Raw genomic sequence first — 21,362 nt, 5'->3', positions numbered from 1 at the left:
GTCTGCCGAATTACTCCGTATCGAAGGGTAATTCACTTTCGGATTGCAGAAAGTTCAATCAAGTTCCGCGGATTCGACCTACGGGGACATAGGTCCCCAGCGTGCAGGGACGGTTCTCGGTTGCGTGGATGTGGGTCCAGTTACCCATGCGAAAGAACTGTGGTCAGCAGTGAGAGGCAATGTCCGCTTTGTGAGCTATTGCGGTCGTCGGGACCTAAGCCCTGGAGGTTTCCGTGCATTTGCTGAATAGCTGAATTATAGCTACCAATTGGTAACTACATCGCAAATGGCACCGTGGCTTTACGGCGATCGAACGTGAACGATCGTCCAACATTCTTCGGGTGTCTGCTGGGAAGAAGAATTGCCGGTTAGAGTCTTGACCTGCAACATTATTCGAATTGAACTCCGGCCTTCGAGATGTTCTCATAGTACTCACGCGGCACGTGCAATGCCTCCGGATTATCGAGTTGCAACGTTGCCGACACCTAAGCGGAACATTTGCTCTTCTCCATCTTTTTAGTTGCGCCTGGGGCTTTCGGGTGCAAACCGGAATTCCGAAGAACGGTCGGGGCCTGGCGGCTCGCAAACGGGAAGGTTGGTCAGATGTCGGCATTGGACATGTCCATGGCGCCGTCGCTCGGGTATCGGCGTCCGCGCATCGTGCCGGACTCCCGTGCGGAGTTTTCCTCGCGTGCAGCGTGGCAGCATCGATACATACGTGCTCTGACAGTGACGGATTCGCTGATTGTCGTTGGTGCGGTTTCGGCCGCTCAGTGGCTTCGATTCGGCGCCGCGCCGACCGCCGTCGACGCTCGTGAGCTCGGGCAGTTCAGCTACACCGGTTTGTCCATCGGTGTGGTGGTCGCGTGGCTGGCGACGTTGCAGATATTCAGGACGAGATCTGCGAGTGTGATCGGAAGCGGTCCGGAGGAGTATCGACGAATCCTGGTGTCCGCGATGAGATTGTTCGGCGTCATTGCGATCGTAAGCCTTCTGCTCCGTCTCGATATCGCCCGGCTTTACCTTGCATTCGCGTTTCCTGTCGGCCTTCTCGCGCTGCTATTGAGCCGTTGGCTCTGGCGCGGGGTGATCGTGCGGAGGCGTACTCGTGGTGAGTGCCTCACATCTGTACTGGTGGTGGGCAGCAAGGATGCCGGCGCTGAACTCGCACGAAACTTCGAGCGAGGTAGCGCAGACGGTTTCCGTGTGGTCGGAGTGTGTGTGCCGGGGTTCCTTCGGCGCGCGGACGAGTCCATCGCGGTCGACGGGCGTGACATACCGCTCCTCGGCGGTGAGACATCGGTAGTCGAAGCGCTGGAACTTGTCGGCGCAGACACCGTTGCCGTGACGGCAACCGAGCATCTCGGCTCGGATGGCATCCGTGCGCTCGCCTGGGATCTGGAATCGCGGGACGTAGATCTGGTCGTTGCGCCCAGCATCGTCGATGTGTCGGGGCCGCGCCTGTCGATGCGGCCGGTGGCCGGTCAGCCTCTGATACGCGTCGAGCGTCCGAAATATCATGGTGCGCAACGCTTTGCGAAATCATCGTTCGATGTGATTTTTGCTTCGCTTATCTTGGTCGCCATCGCACCTGTTCTCCTGGTGGCAGCTGTGGCGGTCAAGATCTCGAGCCCGGGCCCGGTGTTGTACCGAGCAGAGCGAATGGGGCTGGACGGCAAACCGTTCCCGATGCTCAAGTTCCGTTCGATGGTTCAGAACGCAGACTCGCAGGTGGCGTCCTTGATGGCCCAGAACGACGGCGCCGGTGTGCTCTTCAAGATGCGCGACGACCCGCGCGTTACACCGGTCGGGCGCTTCTTGCGCCGTTACTCGATTGACGAGCTGCCCCAGTTCGTCAATGTTCTTCGGCGCGAGATGAGCGTTGTCGGCCCCAGGCCGCCGCTGCGTCGCGAGGTCGAGGCCTACGACGGAACAGTCAGTCGCCGACTCCTCGTCAAGCCGGGAATCACAGGGCTGTGGCAGGTCAGCGGACGCTCGGATCTTTCCTGGGAAGAGACTGTACGACTGGATCTCTCGTACGTCGACAACTGGTCGCTCATGGGGGATGTCTTGATCGTCGGCAAAACGTTGAAAGCGGTATTGGCCAGTGACGGCGCCTACTAGTTTCCCGCTTACCGATGCCCGCAACGAAATGACTGGCGCGTCGGCGCTTCGCGCTCCGAGCGAATCGACGAACGATCACAGCCGGAAGATGTCGAGCGCCTCCTGGGTAGGCATCGTTGCCGGTGCTGCCGCGGCTCTTACCGGAGTTTCTCTGCCTGGCCTGCCCTCGACGGTCAATGCATCACTGCCAGTCGCAGCACTGGCTCTGGTCATTGCATGCCTGGCATCGCCGCGGGGAAGCATGGTTCGGTTTCGCTTGCGGGCGTTGGATGCATTCCTCCTGCTGTACGTGACGGCCATCGCGTTGGTCGAGTATTTCGACGTAACCTATTCGGACGCCGCCTTTTCGCTGTCGACGATCCTGAACCTGGTCGGTGTGCTTGCTGTGTACTTCGCGTGCCGACTGGTCGTGACGAGCGCAAACGACGGTCTCCGTGTGCTCCAGGGCGTGTTCATTGCAGCGATTCCGGTTGCAGTGCTGGGAATCTCCCAGATGCTCGGCGGCCGTCAGGTCAGCGAACTTCTGGTGAGATTCACCATTGCACCGGGATTGCAGGGCAGGCTTGATCTCGGATGGCCATTGCGCGCCACGAGCACCCTTGGCCACTGGACGGCGCTGGGTGGATACCTGGCCATCGCAATCGCCATCGGCTGTTATCTGATTGTAGAGAAATCGGGTTCGCAGCTGATCCCCAAGCCTTTGGTTCTCGGCGTTGGCATCCTCTTCGTCGCTCAAGTGTCGACATTCACGTTTGCGCCGATCTTGGTCGCGATCGTGACGATGCTCTACACGGCAGTGCAGGTCAAGATTCGATTCATCGGCCTTCTCTCTCTGGTCAGTATCGGGGGCGCGGCATATTTGCTGTTCGACGAGCAAGTTGGCGATCGACTGACCTCGCAACTGAGCAGCCCGTCCAAAGATGGTCTCCCTCCCTGGATTCCAGAGACCATCAGATACCGCGTCGGGATCTGGAATAACGAGACCGTCCCGGCCATCCTGGACAGTCCGCTGTTCGGGCACGGGGCGAATGTCTACAACCGCATTTCCACAGGGACGGCACCTTCGACGTTGCGATGGCCGTCTCCTGAATCCGAGTGGATGAGAACGGCTGTTGCCAGTGGTGTTGTGTTGGCTGTGCTGGAGGTGGCACTTCTCGTCTACGCCGTCCGTAAGGTATGGACGGCCTCGGACCTACTGGGCGTCACCAGTTTTCGCACAATCGGAATCGCACTCGTCGGGATTCTCGTCATTTCTTCCTTTCATTCGCATTTCAGTAGCGGGTCGGTGGCGATGATGTTCTGGATGGTCGTCGCCGTTGTTCTGAGTACGCAGGATTCTTTGACTATGTCGGGCAAGAACAACTATGGGCGGGTCAGTTGAATGGATACCATCGATCTGTGGGGAATACGCGTGAAACCCTGTGCGCCCGATGATGTCATCGAATGGATCAGGAACAATCAGGGTGAAAAGAAGGTCTTGCTGAACCATAATCTGCACAGCACGTATCTCCACCTCACGAATGAAAAGTTTCGCAGTCTCTATTCCAGTTCGGATCTGACTCTGATCGACGGGATGCCGATACTGGCGGCCTTGGCAATTCGCAGATTTCGGAGACAACAACCGTCGCTGAGCGTGTCGCAACGCTGTGGTTCGACGGACTGGATTCCGCTGGTCGGTGACATCGACGATGGGATTCGTATCGCGGTCATCGGTGCCAGCCCGAGTTCCAATTCATCTGCTGTGGATGCGATTTCAAGAATGGCGGAGCATGGCGAAGTTCGAGGGTGGAGCGGATACGCGGGCAAGGAAGCGCTGATTTCCGAAGGCTTCGAGTCCCTGCGCACATTTCGACCAGATCTCGTATTGATCGGATTGGGTATGCCGATCCAAGAAGAGTTCTTGCTCGATCACTGGGATGCATTGCCCACCGCCGTTTTTGCAACTGTAGGCGGGGCCATAGATCAACTGTCCGGACAGCAGCGCCTGGCTCCTCGGTGGACAGGCAAGTTGGGTATCGAATGGCTGTGGAGGCTGGCTTCGGACCCGAAGAGGCTTGCGTCGAGGTATCTGGTGGAGCCTTTCAAGCTGATGCGTGTGACTGTCGAGTTTCAGTTCGAGAGACGAGGAATTCTGTGACCGATGGAGTAAACGACCAACTGGTCACCGTCGTAATTCCGTCGCTGGGGCGGAGTGAACTGGTTCGCACGATCGAGAGTGTTCGGAACCAGACGCACCGCGATATCGAAATCATCGTCGTGCTGGATACCGCCATGGACGAGGGTGGCACTGCAACCGGTGCGGACATCGTGCTGACCACCGGGGGCGGTCGAGGTGCAGCAGTGGGAAGAAACATGGGAGTCGCAGCGGCTTCCGGACGCTTCGTCGCGTTTCTCGACGACGACGACTGGTGGGAAGCAACCAAGATCGAGAAGCAGATCGCCAGTATGACTCGACAATCAACCGAGTTCTCCTACACCGCAACCTACTTCCACTCAGGAAACACAGTGCGTACTCTTCCGATCACTCGGTACGGTGCGGGCTCGTCGATGGGCGACTACCTGGTCTTGCGGCCTGGGTTGCGGCACGGGCACGGATACGTGCAGTCGAGTTCGATCATGCTGACTCGTCGACTCGCCCAGCACGTCGCCTGGGACGAATCACTTTCCAAGCATCAGGATTGGGACCTGGTGGTTCGGCTCGAAGAAGAAGTAGGCGAGAAGGTGTCGTATGTGGACGAGCCTCTCGTTCACGTCCAGCAGGCCAGCAAGAGTTCAATTTCGACTGTGCGGAATTGGAGGCGAAGCGTCCCGTTCTACGACAAGCACGCATCGTCGTTGGGGAAGACGGCGAGGGGCGACTTCATCGCCACGCAAATACTGAGATCTGCACTGGCTGCCGGCGACGGACAGGGAATCGTGTACGCAGCATCCGGGCTTTCGAAGGCCCGTGTTCATCCGGCGGCACTGATCGTCTCGCTCTACGGTGCGGTCGAGTTCGGGAAGCGACTTCGTCAGCGGGTGGCGTCGTGAGTCGGCAAATCGTGGTGTGGGATCCCAATCCCTTCAATCCCTACGGGGTGGAAGTCGCCCGAGTGATTGCGGATACGCATGAGTCGGTGCTTCGCTTCGGCCGGCGCGGTCAGGGGATCACTCACGATCTGGTCAGATCCGTCGGTCTGCTCCCTCCGCCTGCAGCAGGCTCTCGCAACATCTGGGTGCTGGTGCAGTACCTGGCGGGGCTTGCGGCATTTGTCGTCTACGGAATCGTTCGACGGCCACTCGTTGTGGTCTGTTGGATGAATTCCGAATTGGAACGACGAATCATTCGTGGACTTCAGTTTTCGGGATGCCGGACGCTCGTCGTAGTGCACAATCCCGTCAAGAGTCGGGACGATGCGGACGATCACCCGATCATCCGTTCCATTCGTTCGGGCGCGAGCGGCTTGTTGGTTCACGACTCTTCGCTCCGTGCGGGAGTCGGAGAGTATGCGAACGTCCTGGTCGCCGCGCACCCCGCCTACCTTGCGTGGTCGGAGTCCACGGAAGGAGCGATGCGCCTTCCTCGAGATAGTTCGTCGGCAGCCCTCTATCTCGGAAGTGCTCGCGCAGACAAGGGATTCGACGTGTTGCCGAAGCTGGCGGAGGATCTGGCGCATCTGAACATCAGGCTGCAGTGTGCAATCGGAAGGCTGACATCTGGGGAGAACGACCTTCTCCGTCGATCCGAGAACATCGATGTTCTGGCCGAACCGTCTACACATATGTCGGATGTGGACGTACGCCGATACATGGAGTCCTCATCCGTGTTGGTGGCGCCATACCGGGATGTCACTGCATCCGGAACCATCTTGATGGCACTCACAGTGGGATTGCCCGTGGCCGCCTTCACATCGGACGTTCTCCTGGAAACTCTTTCCACCGACAGCCTCGCAGATACCGGAGACACGAAGATGCTCGCTGATTGTGCTGTCCGCGCAAGCGAGGCGGACCGCGCTGTTGTTGCAGAAAGCGCTCGCAATCATGACATCCGCGCGACGAGGGAGTGGGCGCTTGCTGTCCGCACGGTGCTCGACGAGACGATTCCTCATGTTCCCTCGACTAGGGTCGCGAATGTCTGAGGTCGAGGTTGTCAACTGGAATCCCAGGAACCAAGTCGTGATCCCAGGTATTTCGCGAAAGCTGCGAATCGGGCGACGAATCAACAACTTCGGCGACCTTCTAGGTCCGGTCGTGGTCGCATGGATGTCGAAGCAGAGTGCCAGACGGGCGCGCAGCAAACGCGACCAGCGGCTGCTGGCGGTCGGGTCCATCATGCACATGGCGAGAACTGGAGACTGCATCTGGGGAACGGGGGTCAACGGCAAGATAACTCCGGACGAGTATCGCTTCGATGCGCTCGACGTCCGGGCAGTTCGTGGACCGCTTTCGCGTGAGTTCCTGGAAATGCGCGGAATTCACACTCCGCCTACGTACGGCGACCCGGGATTGCTCATTCCTTCCGTCTTTCCTGATCTTGTCGAACTCACGAAGAACCCTTCGCGCGACGTCGTAGTCGTTCCGAATCTGAACGACCTGCCGCGGTGGTTCGACACACCGTCGGTTCTCGACCCAACCGAGGATTTGCAGACTTGCCTCCGAACTATTGCGAGCAGTCGACTCGTCGTCGGCAGTTCGCTTCACGCCGTGATCGTTGCCGACGCGCTGGGCGTTCCAGCGCGATTGATTCCCTCAGGTTCGGAAGCGGAATTCAAGTATGCGGACTACTACCTCGGCACCGGCCGCGAATTGTCCACCGCACCAACTGTGAAAGCTGCTATTTCAATGGGTGGCGCGCCGGGCCTGGCGTGGAATGACGGACCGCTTCGCGAAGCGTTTCCCCACGATCTCTTCGGAAAGTAGGCGCACGCGGTGGGATTGGGTACAACCGCTGCGCGCGGCTCCGCAATCACGTTGGGGGGACAATGGGTCAAGTTTCTCATTCAGTTCACCTCGATCGCCGTACTTGCGAGGGTCCTGAGCCCGGACGACTTCGGCAAGATGGCGATGGTCATGGCGGTGGTCGGAGCTGCAACGGTGATCGGCGATTTCGGGCTTTCCCTTGCCTCCGTACAAGCGTCGGAGATATCGGAGAATCAGCGTTCGAATCTCTTCTGGATCAACACGGCAATAGGATTGCTGCTGACGCTCCTGGTCTTCGCCGCAGCGCCATTGTTCGACCGGTTCTACGACGTCGACGGGCTTTCCGACATTGTCAGGGCGGTATCGGTGATCTTCGTGCTGAACGGTCTCACCGTACAGTTGCGAGCGGATCTGACCCGGAATTTGAAGTTCGTGAAACTGACGGTGACCGAAATTGCCGCGCAGGGGATCGCGTTGGCCGTAACGATTCCGCTTGCCCTGTTGCACTACGGAGTTTGGTCACTCGTTGCTCAGCAAATCATCGTTTCGACGGTACTCCTGGGCAGTTCCGCGTTGCTGCTGCGCTGGATTCCGAATCGCCCGACACGCAATGCAGACATGCGGTCCTTGCTGTCGTTCGGGACCAACACCATGCTGACGCAACTGGTCACATACTCGAGTGCGAACGCGGATTCCGTTGCACTCGGAAAACTGCACGGCAGCACCGAAGTCGGTGTTTACGATCGGGCATATCAGCTCTTCAAGATACCGATTGCGCAATTGGCCACGCCGATGACACGTGTTGCGTTGCCGGTGCTTTCGCGAATTACCGATCCTGCTGTCTATATGGCATATCTGGTCCGAGCTCAGACCGTACTGTGTTACGTCATGCTCGGTGCGTTTGCCTACGCGGCAGCCGTGGCGTACCCGTTGATGGATCTCGTGCTCGGAAGTGGTTGGGATGCTGCGGCACCGATCTTCCGGATCCTCGCTGTAGGTGGTGCATTTCAAGCTTTGTCATACATCTATTACTGGGTGTTCCTTTCCACTGGCCGAGTCGATGTGCACCTTCGGTACAGCCTTGTGGGGCGCGGATTGATGATCGTTGCAGTCTGTGTCGGTGCGATCTTCGGAAGCTTGGGCACGGCGATCGGGAGCAGCGTCGGCTTTGTTGCAGTCTGGCTGATCTACTCGTTTGTCGCCATTCCACGGATCGGAATCGGGACAGGGCCCTTGGTCCGAAGCGCTGTGCGGCCGATGATGCTCTTCGGTGCGATGTTCGGCGTCGCCTCACTTTCTCTCACCCTTTTTCAACAGGTTCCGAGTTTCGTAGCGCTCGCACTTGCGGGAATGGTCTGTGTCGTCTTCGTGGGAGTTGTTGCCCTGACTTCCAAGTCGGTGCGTTCGGACTTGAATGCACTGGTGGACACGTGCAGAAAGGTGGTCGGTTGACAGTGCCGTTCAACGACCTCCGAAAACGGAGTACTCGGCCACACGGGAGTGGATGCCCCGACGACCTCGTCCACATGAACTTCGACCGAAAGGTTTTCAATGACTGAGCTCCGCCCGACTGAATCGATTTCGCGCCGGATGACTGTATTCGGTACCGGTTATCTCGGGGCGACCCATGCGGCGTGCATGGCCGAGTTGGGCCACGAAGTCCTTGGCGTCGACGTCGACCCGAGCAAGCTTGCCATGCTCGAAGCCGGAGAAGTTCCCTTCTACGAACCAGGCCTCGAGGAGGTGCTGCGGCGCAATATCGCGGCAGGTCGTCTCCGATTCACATCGTCGTACGAAGAGGCCGCAGAATTTGCCGACATTCACTTTCTCGGTGTGGGTACTCCTCAGAAGAAGGGGGAATTCGCGGCGGACATGCGGTTCGTCGATTCTGTCGTCGACAGTCTCGCACCGCTACTGACGCGGCCTGCCGTGATTTTCGGAAAATCCACCGTACCGGTCGGCACCGCGGAGAGGCTTGGTGTCCGAGCACGAGAATTGTCACCGGCTGGTCAGGACGTCGAGGTGGCTTGGAACCCGGAATTTCTCCGAGAAGGATTTGCAGTCAAGGACACCCTGCACCCGGACCGATTGGTACTGGGCGTGGACCGCAACCGCCCGGGGCGTGCCGAATCCGTCGCTCGCGAGGTCTACGGGAAGATCCTGGACGAGGGTACGCCCTTTGTCGTCACGGATCTTGCAACGTCGGAGTTGGTGAAAGCGTCAGCCAATGCATTTCTGGCAACCAAGATCTCGTTCATCAATGCGATTTCGGAAGTATGCGAAGCATCGGGTGCCGACGTGACGGTACTGGCGGACGCAATCGGGCACGACGAGAGAATCGGTCGAAAATTCCTCAACGCCGGAATCGGTTTCGGCGGCGGATGCCTACCCAAGGACATTCGCGCATTCATGGCGCGTGCAGGCGAATTGGGTGCAGATCAAGCTCTCACATTCTTGCGCGAGGTAGACAACATCAACATGCGTCGTCGGACACGGATGGTCGAGTTGGCGCGCGAGGCTTGTGGATCGTTGTTGGGAGCCCGAGTAGCTGTGCTGGGAGCTGCGTTCAAGCCGGACTCCGACGATGTTCGAGACTCACCGGCCTTGAATGTCGCCGGCCAGATTCAACTTCAAGGTGCGGCTGTCAGCGTGTACGACCCGAAGGCGATGGGAAATTCTCGATCGTTATTTCCGACGTTGACCTATTCGGCGAACACGGAGGAAGCCTGCGCGGGTGCAGATGTCGTCCTGATCTTGACGGAATGGGCGGAGTTTCGGAAGTTGCTGCCATCGGATCTCGACGACATTGTTCGAAAGAAGGTTGTCATCGACGGGCGGAATTGTCTCGAACCGGCAATCTGGCGAGATGCCGGGTGGACCTACCGAGGGCTCGGACGACCCTAGGGCTCAGTTCAATCGGCTCGAACCTCAACTCTGTTTGGAAAGTCGGGACCAAGGTCTGTTGGTTGATTGTCCAGTCGTCACCGGAGATTCCGATCGGATATCCAGTAACGCATCGGCATTCGTGTGGTGTCGAACGGCAACTGCCGGCGAGTGCACCGTTTGCAACCCACCGCACCGCGGTGGTCGACGATTCCCTCGCCGATTGTCGATTCGACGCACTGATCGGATGAGATAAGCGTCATGTCTCGGACGTTCCCTTCGGGTGTTGTGGATTCATCGTTGACATTCGTTGTCGGACTTAGGTCCCGAGCGCAGCGCGTGATGAGTGGCCTACGTTGATCATCGGTGCGACGAGATGCGAAGCCGCGGGGTGTATACGGTGGTTGGAGTGGTGAAAAGTGTGATGAGACAGTAAGGTTCAGTTCGGCCCTTCGTGGTGTTCGCTCCCTTGGATTCACGGGATCAGCCGCAGTTCAAGACCTGACAGACCGGGCCGGTGAGGGCGAGGAGTGAGTTGTTCTCACCCTGCATTGTCTTCCGTTCAATGGGATCGTCGTGTCTTTACTCCGCCAGCTTGCTGCCGCGATACGTGGAAGAACGTCAATACGGATGGCTGTCCTGTTCAGACAAGAGCGGGGGTAGTGGCTCGACCGACGGCCGGTGATTACTGCTCGGATGCGCGATACGTATTCGAGCCGAAGGAGATTCGACGATGGATGTACGGGACTACCTGAAGACTTTGCAGGCACGGTGGAAGATAGTCGCTGTCGTTACTGTGGTCGTGATCTTGGGTGCATTAGGTGCCTCGTTGATTGCCACGCCGGTGTACAAGGCGTCTACTCGCCTGTTCGTGTCTACTTCGACCGGAACGACTGTGAACGAGGCATTCCAAGGCAATCAGCTCTCGCAACAGTTGGTCACTTCGTACGCGAGACTCCTCACCGGGGAGACGCTCGCCCAGCGAACAATCGATTCAGTGGGACCAGATCGCCTCGGAGGCCTTTCTGCCGCGGAGCTTTCATCGAAGGTGACGGCCACATCGGCACCGGATACGGTACTTCTCGACCTGAGCGTGCAAGATACGTCGCCAGAGTTGGCCCGCGATATCGCCAATGCGCTCTCGGACGAATTTGTCTTCATGGTCAAGGATCTGAGCACGCCCGTTAACGGCGGCACTGCGCCTGCGCGCGTAGTTGTCGAGCAGCGAGCCCAAACCCCGGTAGAACCGGTATCTCCGAAAACCACGAGGAACGTCGCTCTCGGAGCAGTGATCGGTCTACTGCTGGGGATCGGTCTGGCCGTGTTGCGTGACCGCTTGGACAACACTGTCAAAGAACGCAAGACAGTCGAAGACATCGTTGGTGCTGCGATGGTGGGAACCATTCCGTTCGACAAGGAACGTGAAGTTCATCAAGCGATCAACTTCCACGAGGGCAACTCCGCCAGTGCCGAGGCATACCGTGAACTACGAACCAATCTGCAGTTCTTGGCCGTGGATCGCCCCCCGAGCGTCATCGTCGTCACGAGTTCTCTTCCCTCGGAGGGCAAGACTACGACCGCCGTCAACATTGCACTCGTGCTGGCCGAGGCGGGCAAGAAGGTATGTCTCGTTGAAGGCGACCTTCGCAAGCCGCGTGTTTCGAAGTACCTCGGACTAATCGGAAGTGTCGGCCTGAGTTCGGTCCTGGCCGGGCAAGCAGACCTGGACGATGTGCTTCAAGTGACGAGCAATGCGGACCTGACGGTTCTTGCCTCGGGCCCGATTCCTCCGAACCCGAGCGAATTGCTGGGGACCGACACGGCTCATGCGGTCTTTGCCGATCTGCGCCGAAGGTTCGACTACGTCATCATCGACGCCTCGCCGCTGCTTCCGGTTACGGATGCTGCAGTTCTGTCTGCTCTGGCTGACGGCGCTCTCGTTATTGCTCGTCATGGTTCGACGAAGAGGGAACAGTTGAGCAGGGCGGTGGGCAACCTCCACAGCGTAGGTGCAACGATTCTCGGCACTGTCATCACGATGACTCCGCTGAACGGTCGCGGCGTTTACGAGTACAAGTACTACTACGACTCCGATCCTGTTGTGGCTGATGTAGCTGCGGAAAGTTCAGTCGGTGCCAGGGCACTCAGCGAAGTGCGGGCGCCGTCGACAGTCAACTGAACGGGTCAAGTACTGACCTTTGTTACACCAGCGTCCGCGCTGACGGGCCCCCGAGCAATGCTCGGGGGCCCGTTCTCGTTACAGCGCATCCGCTGGTCTCGGCGGAATTGAGCCGAGCCGAGTTACATCCAACCGATTCGATGTTTCGGAACCTGCCCATGGATGCGGTGAGTGCCCGGCCTGTCAACGTCTGATTCGGTCTGGGTGAGCTGGATCGATTGGGATTCAGCAGTTTACGAACTCAGTCGACGTGCTCTCCTTCCCATGAGTGCCGATGATCATCGGGCCAGTGACATGCGGCAGCAGTCTCCGCGCACTACAGCTTCGGGCCGGCGCTCGGCTCAATTTACGATTAATCCGGTACTGCAATCATTTTCAACTTGCAGATCAACCTATGGTGGGTCTGGCCCAATTCGCTGAATAGTTCGTCTTCAACTATCGCATGACGCTCTCATCGGCGAAGCATCGGACGATTGTCCAGAATTGCCAATCGGCCGGAATGGTGTTGGTTCTATTTGCAGAGCGTTCACCAACTGCGTGCTGGTTTCCGTCCAAACGCGGAGTCCAATTGGCCAAGTCAATGAAAACTATAGGTACGCAATAGTAATGACGATGAATGATCTCACCTTCCTGATTGGAGGGTTAATAACTGACCTCAATGCTGGCGACCGGAAGAAGTTCGGAAAACGCTATTGCCACACTGTCCGGAATGTGGCAAACTCCTCACTGGTACTGACCAGCTAGCCGAAAAATTGCCAAGACGTGAGTCCTGACAATATCGAGGCTGGCGACGTCAGCGGGCGAGGAGAAATCGCCGATCGTCCTGTGTTTGGGTCGTTAATGGACTCTGCTTCAATCATGGGGTGTGAGCTGCGGCAATGCCGCAATAATCGACAGTTGGGCCGAGGCCTGACAACAGTCGCCGGGTTAACTGCAAGGCGCACGTAATGCGACCATTCGCACTGAACGCAGCAATGCGGAGCAGTTGCTTCGCTGTCGAAGTTTCGGGATTCGGCAAGGCGGTCCGATGGACCTCGGCCGGCGAACAGCTTCAGGCCGAATTTTGTGCATGGGGAAAGGTTTCTGAACACATGACGGTTCTCGAGATGGCCGCGCCCACGAAAGAACGGCCACAACAACACCGACGAGTAGCGCCCGAGAGGGCTGGTGGAGTTTCCGCACGCAGGAAATGGCAATCTGCGTATCTTCGTCGTCTGGCGATCACCGACACGATCATTGTTGCGGCAGTTGTGTTTCTGGCTCAATGGTGGCGATTCGGTAGCGACGCGGACGTCGTCGACGGTGAAGCATTCGGCCATTTCAGCTACACCGCACTGTCTTTCGCCCTGATTATCGGCTGGTTCGCCGTATTGAGAGTATTTCGCACCAGATCTCCTCGCGTGATCGGAAGCGGCCCTGAAGAGTACCGATTGATCGCTGTCGGAACGCTCCGCCTGTTCGGACTGATTGCGATTGCCAGCCTTCTCCTTCACCTGGAGATCGCGCGCCTGTACCTGGCCGTGGCGTTTCCGATGGGATTGACTGCCTTGATCGCGAGTCGTTGGATCTGGCGACGGGTGATTGCTCGTGAGCGAGCCCGAGGTGAATTTCGAACTGCCGTACTTGTGGTCGGTGTGCGAGGGGCGGTTGTCGATCTTGCACGCAACCTCGAGCGCGACGATGCCCATGGATACCGAGTCGTCGGAGTCTGCGTACCTGGCTACGGAGGAGACGTGGGCGAAGTTGTCACAGTGAACGGTCGGGACATCCCGGTGCTCGGAGACGAGCACAGTGTCACGAACGCAATCGAACAGGTCGGTGCCGACACGGTGGCAGTGACGGCGTCGGAGCGATTCGGACCGGAAAGGCTGCGCACGTTGGCCTGGGATCTCGAGCGCGATCATGTGGACCTTGTTGTTGCACCAGGGATTCTGGATGTGTCCGGACCGAGGCTGTCGATGCGCCCGGTCGCTGGATTTCCGCTGATCCATGTCGAGCGTCCGCGCTATCACGGCGCGCAGAAGTTCACGAAGACGACCTTCGACATCGTCTTCTCGACCGTGGTACTCGCCGTGATCAGTCCGGTGCTTCTGGCGGCTGCGATCGCAGTCAAGCTCACGAGCAAGGGGCCGGTTCTGTACAAGTCCGAGCGGATGGGGTTGGACGGGCAGCCGTTCCCCATGCTCAAGTTCCGCTCGATGGTCCAGAATGCGGATTCTCAAGTCACGGCACTGATGAAGGAGAACGAAGGCGCCGGAGTGCTTTTCAAGATGCGAGATGATCCGCGTGTGACGACGGTCGGTCGCTTCATGCGTCGGTACTCGATCGACGAGTTGCCCCAGTTCGTCAATGTTCTTCGGCGCGAGATGAGCGTCGTCGGACCTCGGCCACCGCTTCGGCGCGAGGTGGAGATGTACGACGGTGCGGTCAGTCGCCGGCTACTGGTCAAGCCCGGTGTCACCGGCCTGTGGCAAGTCAGCGGACGTTCTGATCTTTCGTGGGAAGACACTGTCCGCCTTGATCTTTCCTACGTCGACAACTGGTCGATGATGGGTGACGTCATGATCGTCGCGAAGACGCTCAAGGCGGTGGTGGGAAGTGATGGCGCCTACTGACAAGAATGCGGCACCGGCGCCTTGCGAAAATGAGGCACCGAACAATCCGCTGATCTTGCGAACGGCATTGGTGATCGCGGTCATCGGCGCGAGCGGAGCCTTTCAGGCCTACACGCAGAAGACAGCGCTCGGATCGTTGCTCGTACACGGTTCGGCCGTTCTCTCGGCGACACTCGCGTTGGTCTACTTCCTCGACCGGCGATACTCACGCAACGCGTCCTGGCCTGTCTTCACGCTTCTGATCGCGGCCGGCGTTCCGGCAACCAGCTGGTACTGGTCGACGTTGCCCCGGAACTCCGCCGTCGCCGGCATCGTCATCGTGTGCCTGGCGATCACGGGAATCATGGTCGCCCGCGAGTTGACCTTCCCGGTGCGAGTGCGGACTGTGGCCGTCACCTTGCTGGTACTACTGGTGCTGTCGCTGATGGTCGTGGTCCTCGATCCTTCGACCGGCATCGATGTGGATACCCGCGCTGTTGCCTACCGCGGAATCTTCACGCACAAGAATACTTTGGGCCGAATGGCTGCGATCGAAGTTGTCCTTGTTGCTGTCATTCTCATGCTTCCCGACGTCAAGCGTATTCCGTGGGTGGCGGCACTGGCTGTCGCCGGCATCGTGTTGTTCGAAGCCCGGAGCCAGACCAGTCTCGTCGCTGCAGGGATTGCGCTGGCGACAGTGCTTGCTCTGAAGTGCCTTCGACGGACACCTAACGCTCGCCTTGCCTCGACGGTGATCATCGGGCTGTACATCGGGGTATCCGGCGCGATGAAGGTGCTCGGACCCGATGTCGCAGCGCTACTCTCGCGAGATGTCACGTTGACCGGCCGGCTACATCTCTGGACGGTATCCGAGTACTACGCCGAACAGCGGCCCCTGCTCGGTTGGGGCTTCGGCTCGGTCTGGGCACCTGACAGCGTTGTCGGACAGATGATCCGGTCCAAGCTGTCCTTTCCGGCGACCAGCGCGCACAACGGAATGCTCGACATTCGTCTCCAGATCGGTTGGATCGGATTCCTGCTGCTGTTGGCCGGCTATTACCTGCTTCTGAACACGGCGCTCGGGGGAGCTCGCAGCAGAACGGAGTACATCGCCGTCGTCGCGATCATGGTTCTCGTCTTCTCGATGGACTTGACGGAGTCGACGCTCTTCTTCGGCGCCATGTGGCTGATCGCATGGGTCTTCCTGGCGCCGTACGGACCCTCGACGCACCGCTCTCACAGTGCAGGCAACGCCGAATTGTCGATCCGTAGGGGTCGTGCGTACGGGTTCGCTCCGGAGCGAAGAGGAGGTCAGTGAGATGTACAAGTCGTTCGATGTAGCGCGTTCGAAGCCTGAAGTGAACCCGACGTCCGCCGGTGGATCCACGCCGCCGAAAGCCTTGATGTTCCATGCGATCTATCGGAATCCGGGTGGTGAGGAGCAGAGCTTCGCGAACGAATCCAAGCTCCTCGAATCGATCGGATACGAGACGGTTCAGTGCACTTCCGAGAATTCCAAGATCTCCCGGGGACCGTGGGCGGCAGTCACCGCAGTGTTCAGTCCTCGAGTACTCGTCGATGCATTGCGCATCATTCGTTCGGAGCGACCGGACATCGTCTACGTGAACAATCTCTGGCCGGCGTTCTCGGCTTCGTTGCTCGTGGCCGCACGAGCCGCCGCAATTCCTACGTTGCAGGCGGTTCGGAACTATCGCCTCGCCACACCGTCAGCAAAGTTGCGCGCAGATGGCACGTGCACCGAATGCGGTTCCACCAACTACTTCACGAGTTGTGTCCGCAACGGATGCTACGGAAACAGCCGACTGCAGAGCCTTGTCTGCTACCTGAGCGCTGCGGCGGTCAAGATCAGCGTCTTGGGGTGGAAGCAGCACAGGTTTGTCGCAACGAGCGCGATGACAGCACGTCTGGTCGAGGGACGACTGATCGATTCTGGCCGCGTCGTGGTTCGTCCGAACTTCGGATTCGAAGAAAATGAACCCGAGTTCCGGAGCACTGATTCGGTCGTGTGCGTCAGCCGACTGACACCGGAGAAGGGCGTCCTGGACTTGGTGCGCAACTGGCCGCAGGGCGCTGGAAGTCCCTCGCTCACAGTTCTCGGTGACGGACCGCAGTACGGCGAGATCTCCAGCATAAGCGCAGCTCTCGACAACGTCACGCTGGCCGGATTCACTTCACACGAAGATGTGATCGAGATACTCCGCGACAGTGCGGCGTCCGTGGTGCCGTCTCAGTGGGCAGAACCGTTCGGACGCGTTGCGATCGAGTCGATGTCGGTTGGCACCCCGGTCATCTACGCAACCAGCGGTGCACTCGCGGACATCGTCGGACCGGGCGGAACGCCTCTCCATACCTTGGAAGAGTCGTCGATACGCGAGGCCCTCGACCGAATCTTCGGAGCGGACGACCGATCGGCGATACGCAGATCCGCTTATCGTCACTACTCGAATCGCTTCACATCGCGCAAGGCGGCGACGTCGATGCGTGAGCTCATCAACGAGGTGAGATCGTGAACGATCGCACTCGGTATGTGACATTCATGGCCGATCAAGGGCTTTCGAGCGTCCTCACTTTTGTCGTTCTCACCTCGGTGGCACGACTCGGTGGTCCGATCGAAGTCGGCCAGGTTGCCGTGATTCAATCGGCGGGTCTGTTGGCACTGGCACTGGGGAGAGCGATCGGCGTCGACGTCTGGCTGTCGCGAGGGGCGGTGTCCGACGAGCGTGGACCGGCGTTGGCACCCACGATCGTGCTGGCGGCGGTATCGGTGACATCGGTGTGGGCACTGTTCCTGATCGCCGGCTCGGACTCGATGAATCTCACGGTATACGCCTTGGCTGCAGCTGGTTTCGTGGTGTTGGACGTGATACGCACGATGCTGATGCACGACGGAGCGAGTTGGATCTCTGCGTCGATACAGATCGTGACACTCTCGTTCGTCCTAATTGCAGCTTTCCTGGTCGAGAATCTGACACTTGCACTCGTGACCTATACGGTCGGTGTCTTCGTCGCGCTCGCGCTCGGTCACGCATCCATGCGTCTGGTACCGCCGGTGCCGTCGGTCAGGTACTCGCGCACTCACCGATATAGATCCGTGCCGTTTGCGATCGAGATATTGATGGGATCAGCTGCGCAGCAGGCGATGTTCTTGATACTCACCGTGGTGGCGTCGATCTCGATGATCGGTGAGATCAGAACTGCCCAGACACTGCTCGGTCCACTGTCCTTGATGTTCGCGGGCATCTCGCCAATTCTGATGCGTAAGTTCGGCAGTGGTGTCGAAGCGATGAGCGCGAGCGAGTGCATGGCACTCGGCCGCCGAGTGGGCTTGCAGATCTTCTGGATTTCGATCATCTGCGTTTCGCTGATCTGTCTCACACTCGAGATTCGACTCTCGGGAGTGCGATTGATGGATCATCTGGTCGGACCGCACTTTCCGAACTTGATACCGGTCATTCTGCTCTGCGGGTTGGCGGTGGCGTTCAACGGGATTCTGCTGGGAGTCGGCACGTCGATCCGCGTCATGGACAAGACGGGAAACCTCAACAGATTTCGCGCCTTGCTGTTGCCTCTGCAGTTTCTGATCGTTCTCGGGGCAGGACTGACCGACAGCGCCGTACACGTCGCAGGAGCATTGGCCGCGTCGGCGTGCGTCAGCGCGAGCGTCGCACTCCTGGTCTCGATGAACCGTGGCGCCCGACCGAAAGTTGACCTCTCATGAAGAATCCCAGCGGCGTCATAGTGGCGATTCTGACCTTCCGTCGCGAATCGGAACTGGCTGTATGCATCGACAGCGTCCGGGCATCGATCCAGGCTTCCGGTGTCTCCGCCCAGGTCGTAGTAGGCGACAATGATCCGGAATCCACCACACCGACGTATGTTGCCGACGGGATCGAACGACTGCATCTCGGATTTGGCGGGGTATCTCCGGCGCGACGTGCGCTGGTCGATCTCGCCCGTGCACGAGATCGTCGTTACATCGTCTTCGTCGACGACGACGAGTACGTCGATGTCGACTGGCTGTCGAATCTCCTCACCTGCGCCGCAGATTTCGACGCAGGTGCTGTGGCCGGTCCTGTGATTCCGGTGGGTCTGCCTGCCTCAGAACTTCCATTGCACACTCGCGTTCGCCATTCGACCGGCACCCCGGTTGCGTCTGCAGGCGCCGGAAATCTGTTGTTGGACCTGAAGACTTTGAACGGCTTGAACTTCAGTGACGACTGGGATCTACCTGGCGGCGAGGACACCGAGTTCACGCTCAGGATGAGCGCCGGCGGTGTCCGGTTGTTGTGGTGCGACGAGGCGCTTGCGTACGAACCCGTCGACGAGGATCGGCGTCGGGACTCCTGGCTCTTCGCCCGGTATGTCAACAACGGACGAATCCTCGCGGTCTGTCAAGGACAGCTCGACCTGCCACTGTTGACGGCTCAGAGTGCCAAACGCGCTCTGCTCGTACTCGCGTCGGCGACGTTGATCCCCGTTGCCCTGATCAGTCCACGGATCAAACGCGTGGTTCTCGACCACGGTGCACGCAACATCGGTTGGTTCTCAGAGCGATTCAGCCGCCGCGATTCTCGGAAGCCGCGCGCACAGAGGCTGGTGGTAGCGCGATGACACGGTTGTTGATGACGGCATACGCCTGCGATCCGAATCAGGGGAGTGAATCCGGTGCGGGTTGGGCGCTTCTCTCGGCGGCTTCCGAACTGTGTGAGTCGATCACGGTGGTGACTCGCTCCGGTGAGGCTCCTGCTTTGGAATCGGAGTGTGAAAAGCTCGGTTGCGAAGTTCGTGTCGTGCGAATAGCGACTTTGACCGCGGAAGAAGCCGGATCGTACGGTCGATACCTCCGATGGCTCTGGCACACTTCACTGTTCGTTCGGCGTGAAGCGGCAAACTTCGACGTCCTGCACCATGCAACTTTCGCCTCCGACTGGCTGCCACCACCGGTGCTGTTCGGTGGAGCCGGCGGCGCACGACTCGTATGGGGGCCTGCCGGGGGCAACACCTACCCGCCGATGCCGCTCGCCAAGCGCATCGGTATGCGGTATCTGGCAACCACGGCAGTTCGAACCTGCTCGACGAAAGCCGTTCGGTCACTGACACATGTCTTCATGGCCGGACGAGTCGACACTTTCATCGCGATGAACTCCGACAGCGGGCGTGGCGCACCGCGGGCACGCAACGTCGTCATCCAACCCAATTGTGTTCTGGACTACGACGGAATCGAGAAGCAAGCGGTACCCAGGCCGAAACGAAGGCTCTTATTCGTAGGAAGACTGTTGCAGTACAAAGGAATCGACCTGATTCTGGACGCGCTCGAGCATTTGGGCACCGAGTGGTCCATGACCTTTGTCGGGGAGGGACCCGCCCGCGGGCGGATCGAGAAGTCGCTTCCGTATCGGCGCGGTCAGGTCACGCTTCGCGGGTGGCGCGACAGATCGGAAGTGGTGGGCGAGATGGGGTCCTCCTCCGTTCTGCTCTTCCCGAGCATGCACGATTCGGGCGGCTGGGTGGCGGCCGAAGCGGCTGCGGTGGGCCTCCCGGTGGTCTGTTTGGATCTCGGCGGTGTGCCGACACTGGCCGGTAGGAACGCCGTGGCGATCCCGGTTGCTCCGGCGTCGACTCTCGCCTCTCGTATCGCTCGATCGGTTGTCGAGTCAGAACTTTCTTTCTTTGAACCGCAGCGTGATTGGACTCGATCTCGGCTGAAATCGGTCTTGTCGCGCAGCTACGGCCAGTGCAATGAACGTCAACAAACGAACTCGAAGAAGTGGTGAGACAGATGAGCAGTCCGTTCGAGGTCATCGAGGTGGGTGGCATTCCGTTTGCCGCGACCAATCTCGAGGGAGCAACCGATTGGGTAGTCAACGACAGACGAGAGGGAGCGGGAACCGGAGTCTCCGTGAGGTTGTCGAATTCCTACTGCGTGTCGGCGGCGCACAGCGATCGCGACTACTCCGCGGTTTTGAAGGGTCCCGGTGTGAACTTCGCAGACGGAACCCCGGTCAACTGGGTGATGCGCCTGATCGGCGGCACCGCTTCCGATCACGTCGGTGTTCGACCAGTCCGGGGTCCGTCGTTCTTCGAGGCCACCCTGGACAAGGGGCGCCGCTACGGCCTTCGTCACCATTTTGTCGGCACGACAGAAGAGACGTTGAGCCTCTTGACGGATCGAGTCGAGGAGCTGTATCCGGGTATCGAGGTGGCTGGCACTTATGCCCCGCCGTTTGCCGCGTTCAGCAAGGAGTTCGTCGATGACATCATCACGAAGGTCGGTCCGTCGGCCCCGGACATCGTGTGGGTCGGCTTGGGAGCTCCGAAGCAGGATTTTGTCACGAAGGCGATAGCGGATCGAACCGACTACGTGGCCGTCGGTGTCGGCGCGGCCTTCGACTTTTTGGCCGGAACTGTCTCGGAGGCACCATCTTTCGTTCAGAACTCGGGTTTCGAGTGGCTGTATCGACTTGCATCGGAACCCAAACGTCTGTGGCGGCGCTACCTGTTCGGTAACTCGACATTCGTTCGGTTGGCATCGCGTGACATTCGAAAGTTCCTCGGCCGTTCGGGGGGACGCACATGAGCGAGATCAAGACTGCCGGGCGATTCGGAGGAATACGGACCACAACCGTGGTTTCGCAACTATCAGGCGGGCTGTCCCGCAACGG

General features: G+C 59.1%; 16 protein-coding genes. All 16 read left to right on the top strand.

The window, feature by feature from the left end; all coding sequences use genetic code 11:
• Positions 1-603: 603 nt before the first annotated feature.
• The 16 genes from ABX74_RS27710 (at position 604) to ABX74_RS27630 (ending at position 21,277) form a co-directional block, all read left to right on the top strand.
• Entirely contained in the window at positions 604-2,124 is a 1,521-nt protein-coding gene (locus ABX74_RS27710) for a sugar transferase (RefSeq protein WP_020906564.1), read from the top strand.
• Positions 2,108-3,505 (top strand): O-antigen ligase family protein, encoded by a 1,398-nt coding sequence (locus tag ABX74_RS27705; protein WP_144419603.1) that lies wholly within the window; start codon positions 2,108-2,110, stop codon positions 3,503-3,505. Before ABX74_RS27710 ends, ABX74_RS27705 begins: the two co-directional genes overlap by 17 nt.
• A complete protein-coding gene (locus ABX74_RS27700; RefSeq protein WP_020906566.1) occupies positions 3,506-4,261 on the top strand; it encodes a WecB/TagA/CpsF family glycosyltransferase in 756 nt (251 codons plus the stop codon).
• Entirely contained in the window at positions 4,258-5,154 is an 897-nt protein-coding gene (locus ABX74_RS27695; RefSeq protein ID WP_020906567.1) for a glycosyltransferase family 2 protein, read from the top strand. Before ABX74_RS27700 ends, ABX74_RS27695 begins: the two co-directional genes overlap by 4 nt.
• A complete protein-coding gene (locus ABX74_RS27690; RefSeq protein ID WP_020906568.1) occupies positions 5,151-6,242 on the top strand; it encodes a glycosyltransferase in 1,092 nt (363 codons plus the stop codon). Before ABX74_RS27695 ends, ABX74_RS27690 begins: the two co-directional genes overlap by 4 nt.
• 37 nt (positions 6,243-6,279) lie before the next feature.
• The gene (locus tag ABX74_RS27685) at positions 6,280-7,023 is read left to right on the top strand and encodes a polysaccharide pyruvyl transferase family protein (RefSeq protein WP_047890205.1); all 744 of its coding nucleotides are present in this window, start codon (positions 6,280-6,282) and stop codon (positions 7,021-7,023) included.
• Between the two features lie 9 nt (positions 7,024-7,032).
• Positions 7,033-8,475: a lipopolysaccharide biosynthesis protein gene (locus ABX74_RS27680; RefSeq protein WP_020906570.1), complete on the top strand. Its 1,443-nt coding sequence runs from the start codon at positions 7,033-7,035 to the stop codon at positions 8,473-8,475.
• Between the two features lie 99 nt (positions 8,476-8,574).
• Entirely contained in the window at positions 8,575-9,927 is a 1,353-nt protein-coding gene (locus tag ABX74_RS27675) for a UDP-glucose dehydrogenase family protein (protein ID WP_020906571.1), read from the top strand.
• Positions 9,928-10,639: 712 nt separating this feature from the next.
• Positions 10,640-12,085 carry a polysaccharide biosynthesis tyrosine autokinase gene (locus ABX74_RS27665; RefSeq protein WP_020906572.1) on the top strand — a complete coding sequence of 482 codons (1,446 nt, stop codon included), beginning with the start codon at positions 10,640-10,642 and terminating at the stop codon, positions 12,083-12,085.
• A gap of 1,091 nt (positions 12,086-13,176) precedes the next feature.
• Positions 13,177-14,700, top strand: coding sequence for a sugar transferase (locus tag ABX74_RS27660; RefSeq protein WP_047890204.1), 1,524 nt, complete (start codon positions 13,177-13,179; stop codon positions 14,698-14,700).
• Positions 14,687-15,997, top strand: a complete 1,311-nt coding sequence (locus ABX74_RS27655) for an O-antigen ligase family protein (RefSeq protein WP_047890185.1) — start codon at positions 14,687-14,689, stop codon at positions 15,995-15,997. The genes ABX74_RS27660 and ABX74_RS27655 overlap by 14 nt, the downstream gene beginning before the upstream one ends.
• A 1-nt stretch (position 15,998) precedes the next feature.
• On the top strand, positions 15,999-17,210 hold the full coding sequence (locus ABX74_RS27650) for a glycosyltransferase family 4 protein (protein WP_047890203.1): 1,212 nt from the start codon (positions 15,999-16,001) through the stop codon (positions 17,208-17,210).
• Positions 17,207-18,418, top strand: a complete 1,212-nt coding sequence (locus ABX74_RS27645) for a membrane protein (RefSeq protein ID WP_047890184.1) — start codon at positions 17,207-17,209, stop codon at positions 18,416-18,418. The genes ABX74_RS27650 and ABX74_RS27645 overlap by 4 nt, the downstream gene beginning before the upstream one ends.
• The gene (locus ABX74_RS27640) at positions 18,415-19,311 is read left to right on the top strand and encodes a glycosyltransferase family 2 protein (protein WP_019747424.1); all 897 of its coding nucleotides are present in this window, start codon (positions 18,415-18,417) and stop codon (positions 19,309-19,311) included. The genes ABX74_RS27645 and ABX74_RS27640 overlap by 4 nt, the downstream gene beginning before the upstream one ends.
• Entirely contained in the window at positions 19,308-20,474 is a 1,167-nt protein-coding gene (locus ABX74_RS27635) for a glycosyltransferase family 4 protein (protein WP_047890183.1), read from the top strand. The genes ABX74_RS27640 and ABX74_RS27635 overlap by 4 nt, the downstream gene beginning before the upstream one ends.
• A 5-nt stretch (positions 20,475-20,479) precedes the next feature.
• Entirely contained in the window at positions 20,480-21,277 is a 798-nt protein-coding gene (locus ABX74_RS27630; RefSeq protein ID WP_019747422.1) for a WecB/TagA/CpsF family glycosyltransferase, read from the top strand.
• Positions 21,278-21,362: the final 85 nt, after the last annotated feature.

The sequence above is a fragment of the Rhodococcus sp. ARP2 genome (assembly GCF_001029585.1).
GTDB classification, from domain to species: domain Bacteria; phylum Actinomycetota; class Actinomycetes; order Mycobacteriales; family Mycobacteriaceae; genus Rhodococcus_F; species Rhodococcus_F erythropolis.
The sequence above is the reverse complement of the archived record's forward strand: the minus strand, read 5'-3'. Positions and strand labels throughout refer to the sequence as shown.

What these genes read in the sequence shown, in the direction of transcription:
- ABX74_RS27710 (WP_020906564.1), top strand. Translation starts at nt 604, where the DNA reads ATGTCGGCATTGGACATGTCCATGGCGCCGTCGCTCGGGTATCGGCGT.
- ABX74_RS27700 (WP_020906566.1), top strand. Translation starts at nt 3,506, where the DNA reads ATGGATACCATCGATCTGTGGGGAATACGCGTGAAACCCTGTGCGCCC.
- ABX74_RS27675 (WP_020906571.1), top strand. Translation starts at nt 8,575, where the DNA reads ATGACTGAGCTCCGCCCGACTGAATCGATTTCGCGCCGGATGACTGTA.
- ABX74_RS27665 (WP_020906572.1), top strand. Translation starts at nt 10,640, where the DNA reads ATGGATGTACGGGACTACCTGAAGACTTTGCAGGCACGGTGGAAGATA.
- ABX74_RS27660 (WP_047890204.1), top strand. Translation starts at nt 13,177, where the DNA reads ATGACGGTTCTCGAGATGGCCGCGCCCACGAAAGAACGGCCACAACAA.
- ABX74_RS27655 (WP_047890185.1), top strand. Translation starts at nt 14,687, where the DNA reads ATGGCGCCTACTGACAAGAATGCGGCACCGGCGCCTTGCGAAAATGAG.
- ABX74_RS27650 (WP_047890203.1), top strand. Translation starts at nt 15,999, where the DNA reads ATGTACAAGTCGTTCGATGTAGCGCGTTCGAAGCCTGAAGTGAACCCG.
- ABX74_RS27640 (WP_019747424.1), top strand. Translation starts at nt 18,415, where the DNA reads ATGAAGAATCCCAGCGGCGTCATAGTGGCGATTCTGACCTTCCGTCGC.
- ABX74_RS27635 (WP_047890183.1), top strand. Translation starts at nt 19,308, where the DNA reads ATGACACGGTTGTTGATGACGGCATACGCCTGCGATCCGAATCAGGGG.
- ABX74_RS27630 (WP_019747422.1), top strand. Translation starts at nt 20,480, where the DNA reads ATGAGCAGTCCGTTCGAGGTCATCGAGGTGGGTGGCATTCCGTTTGCC.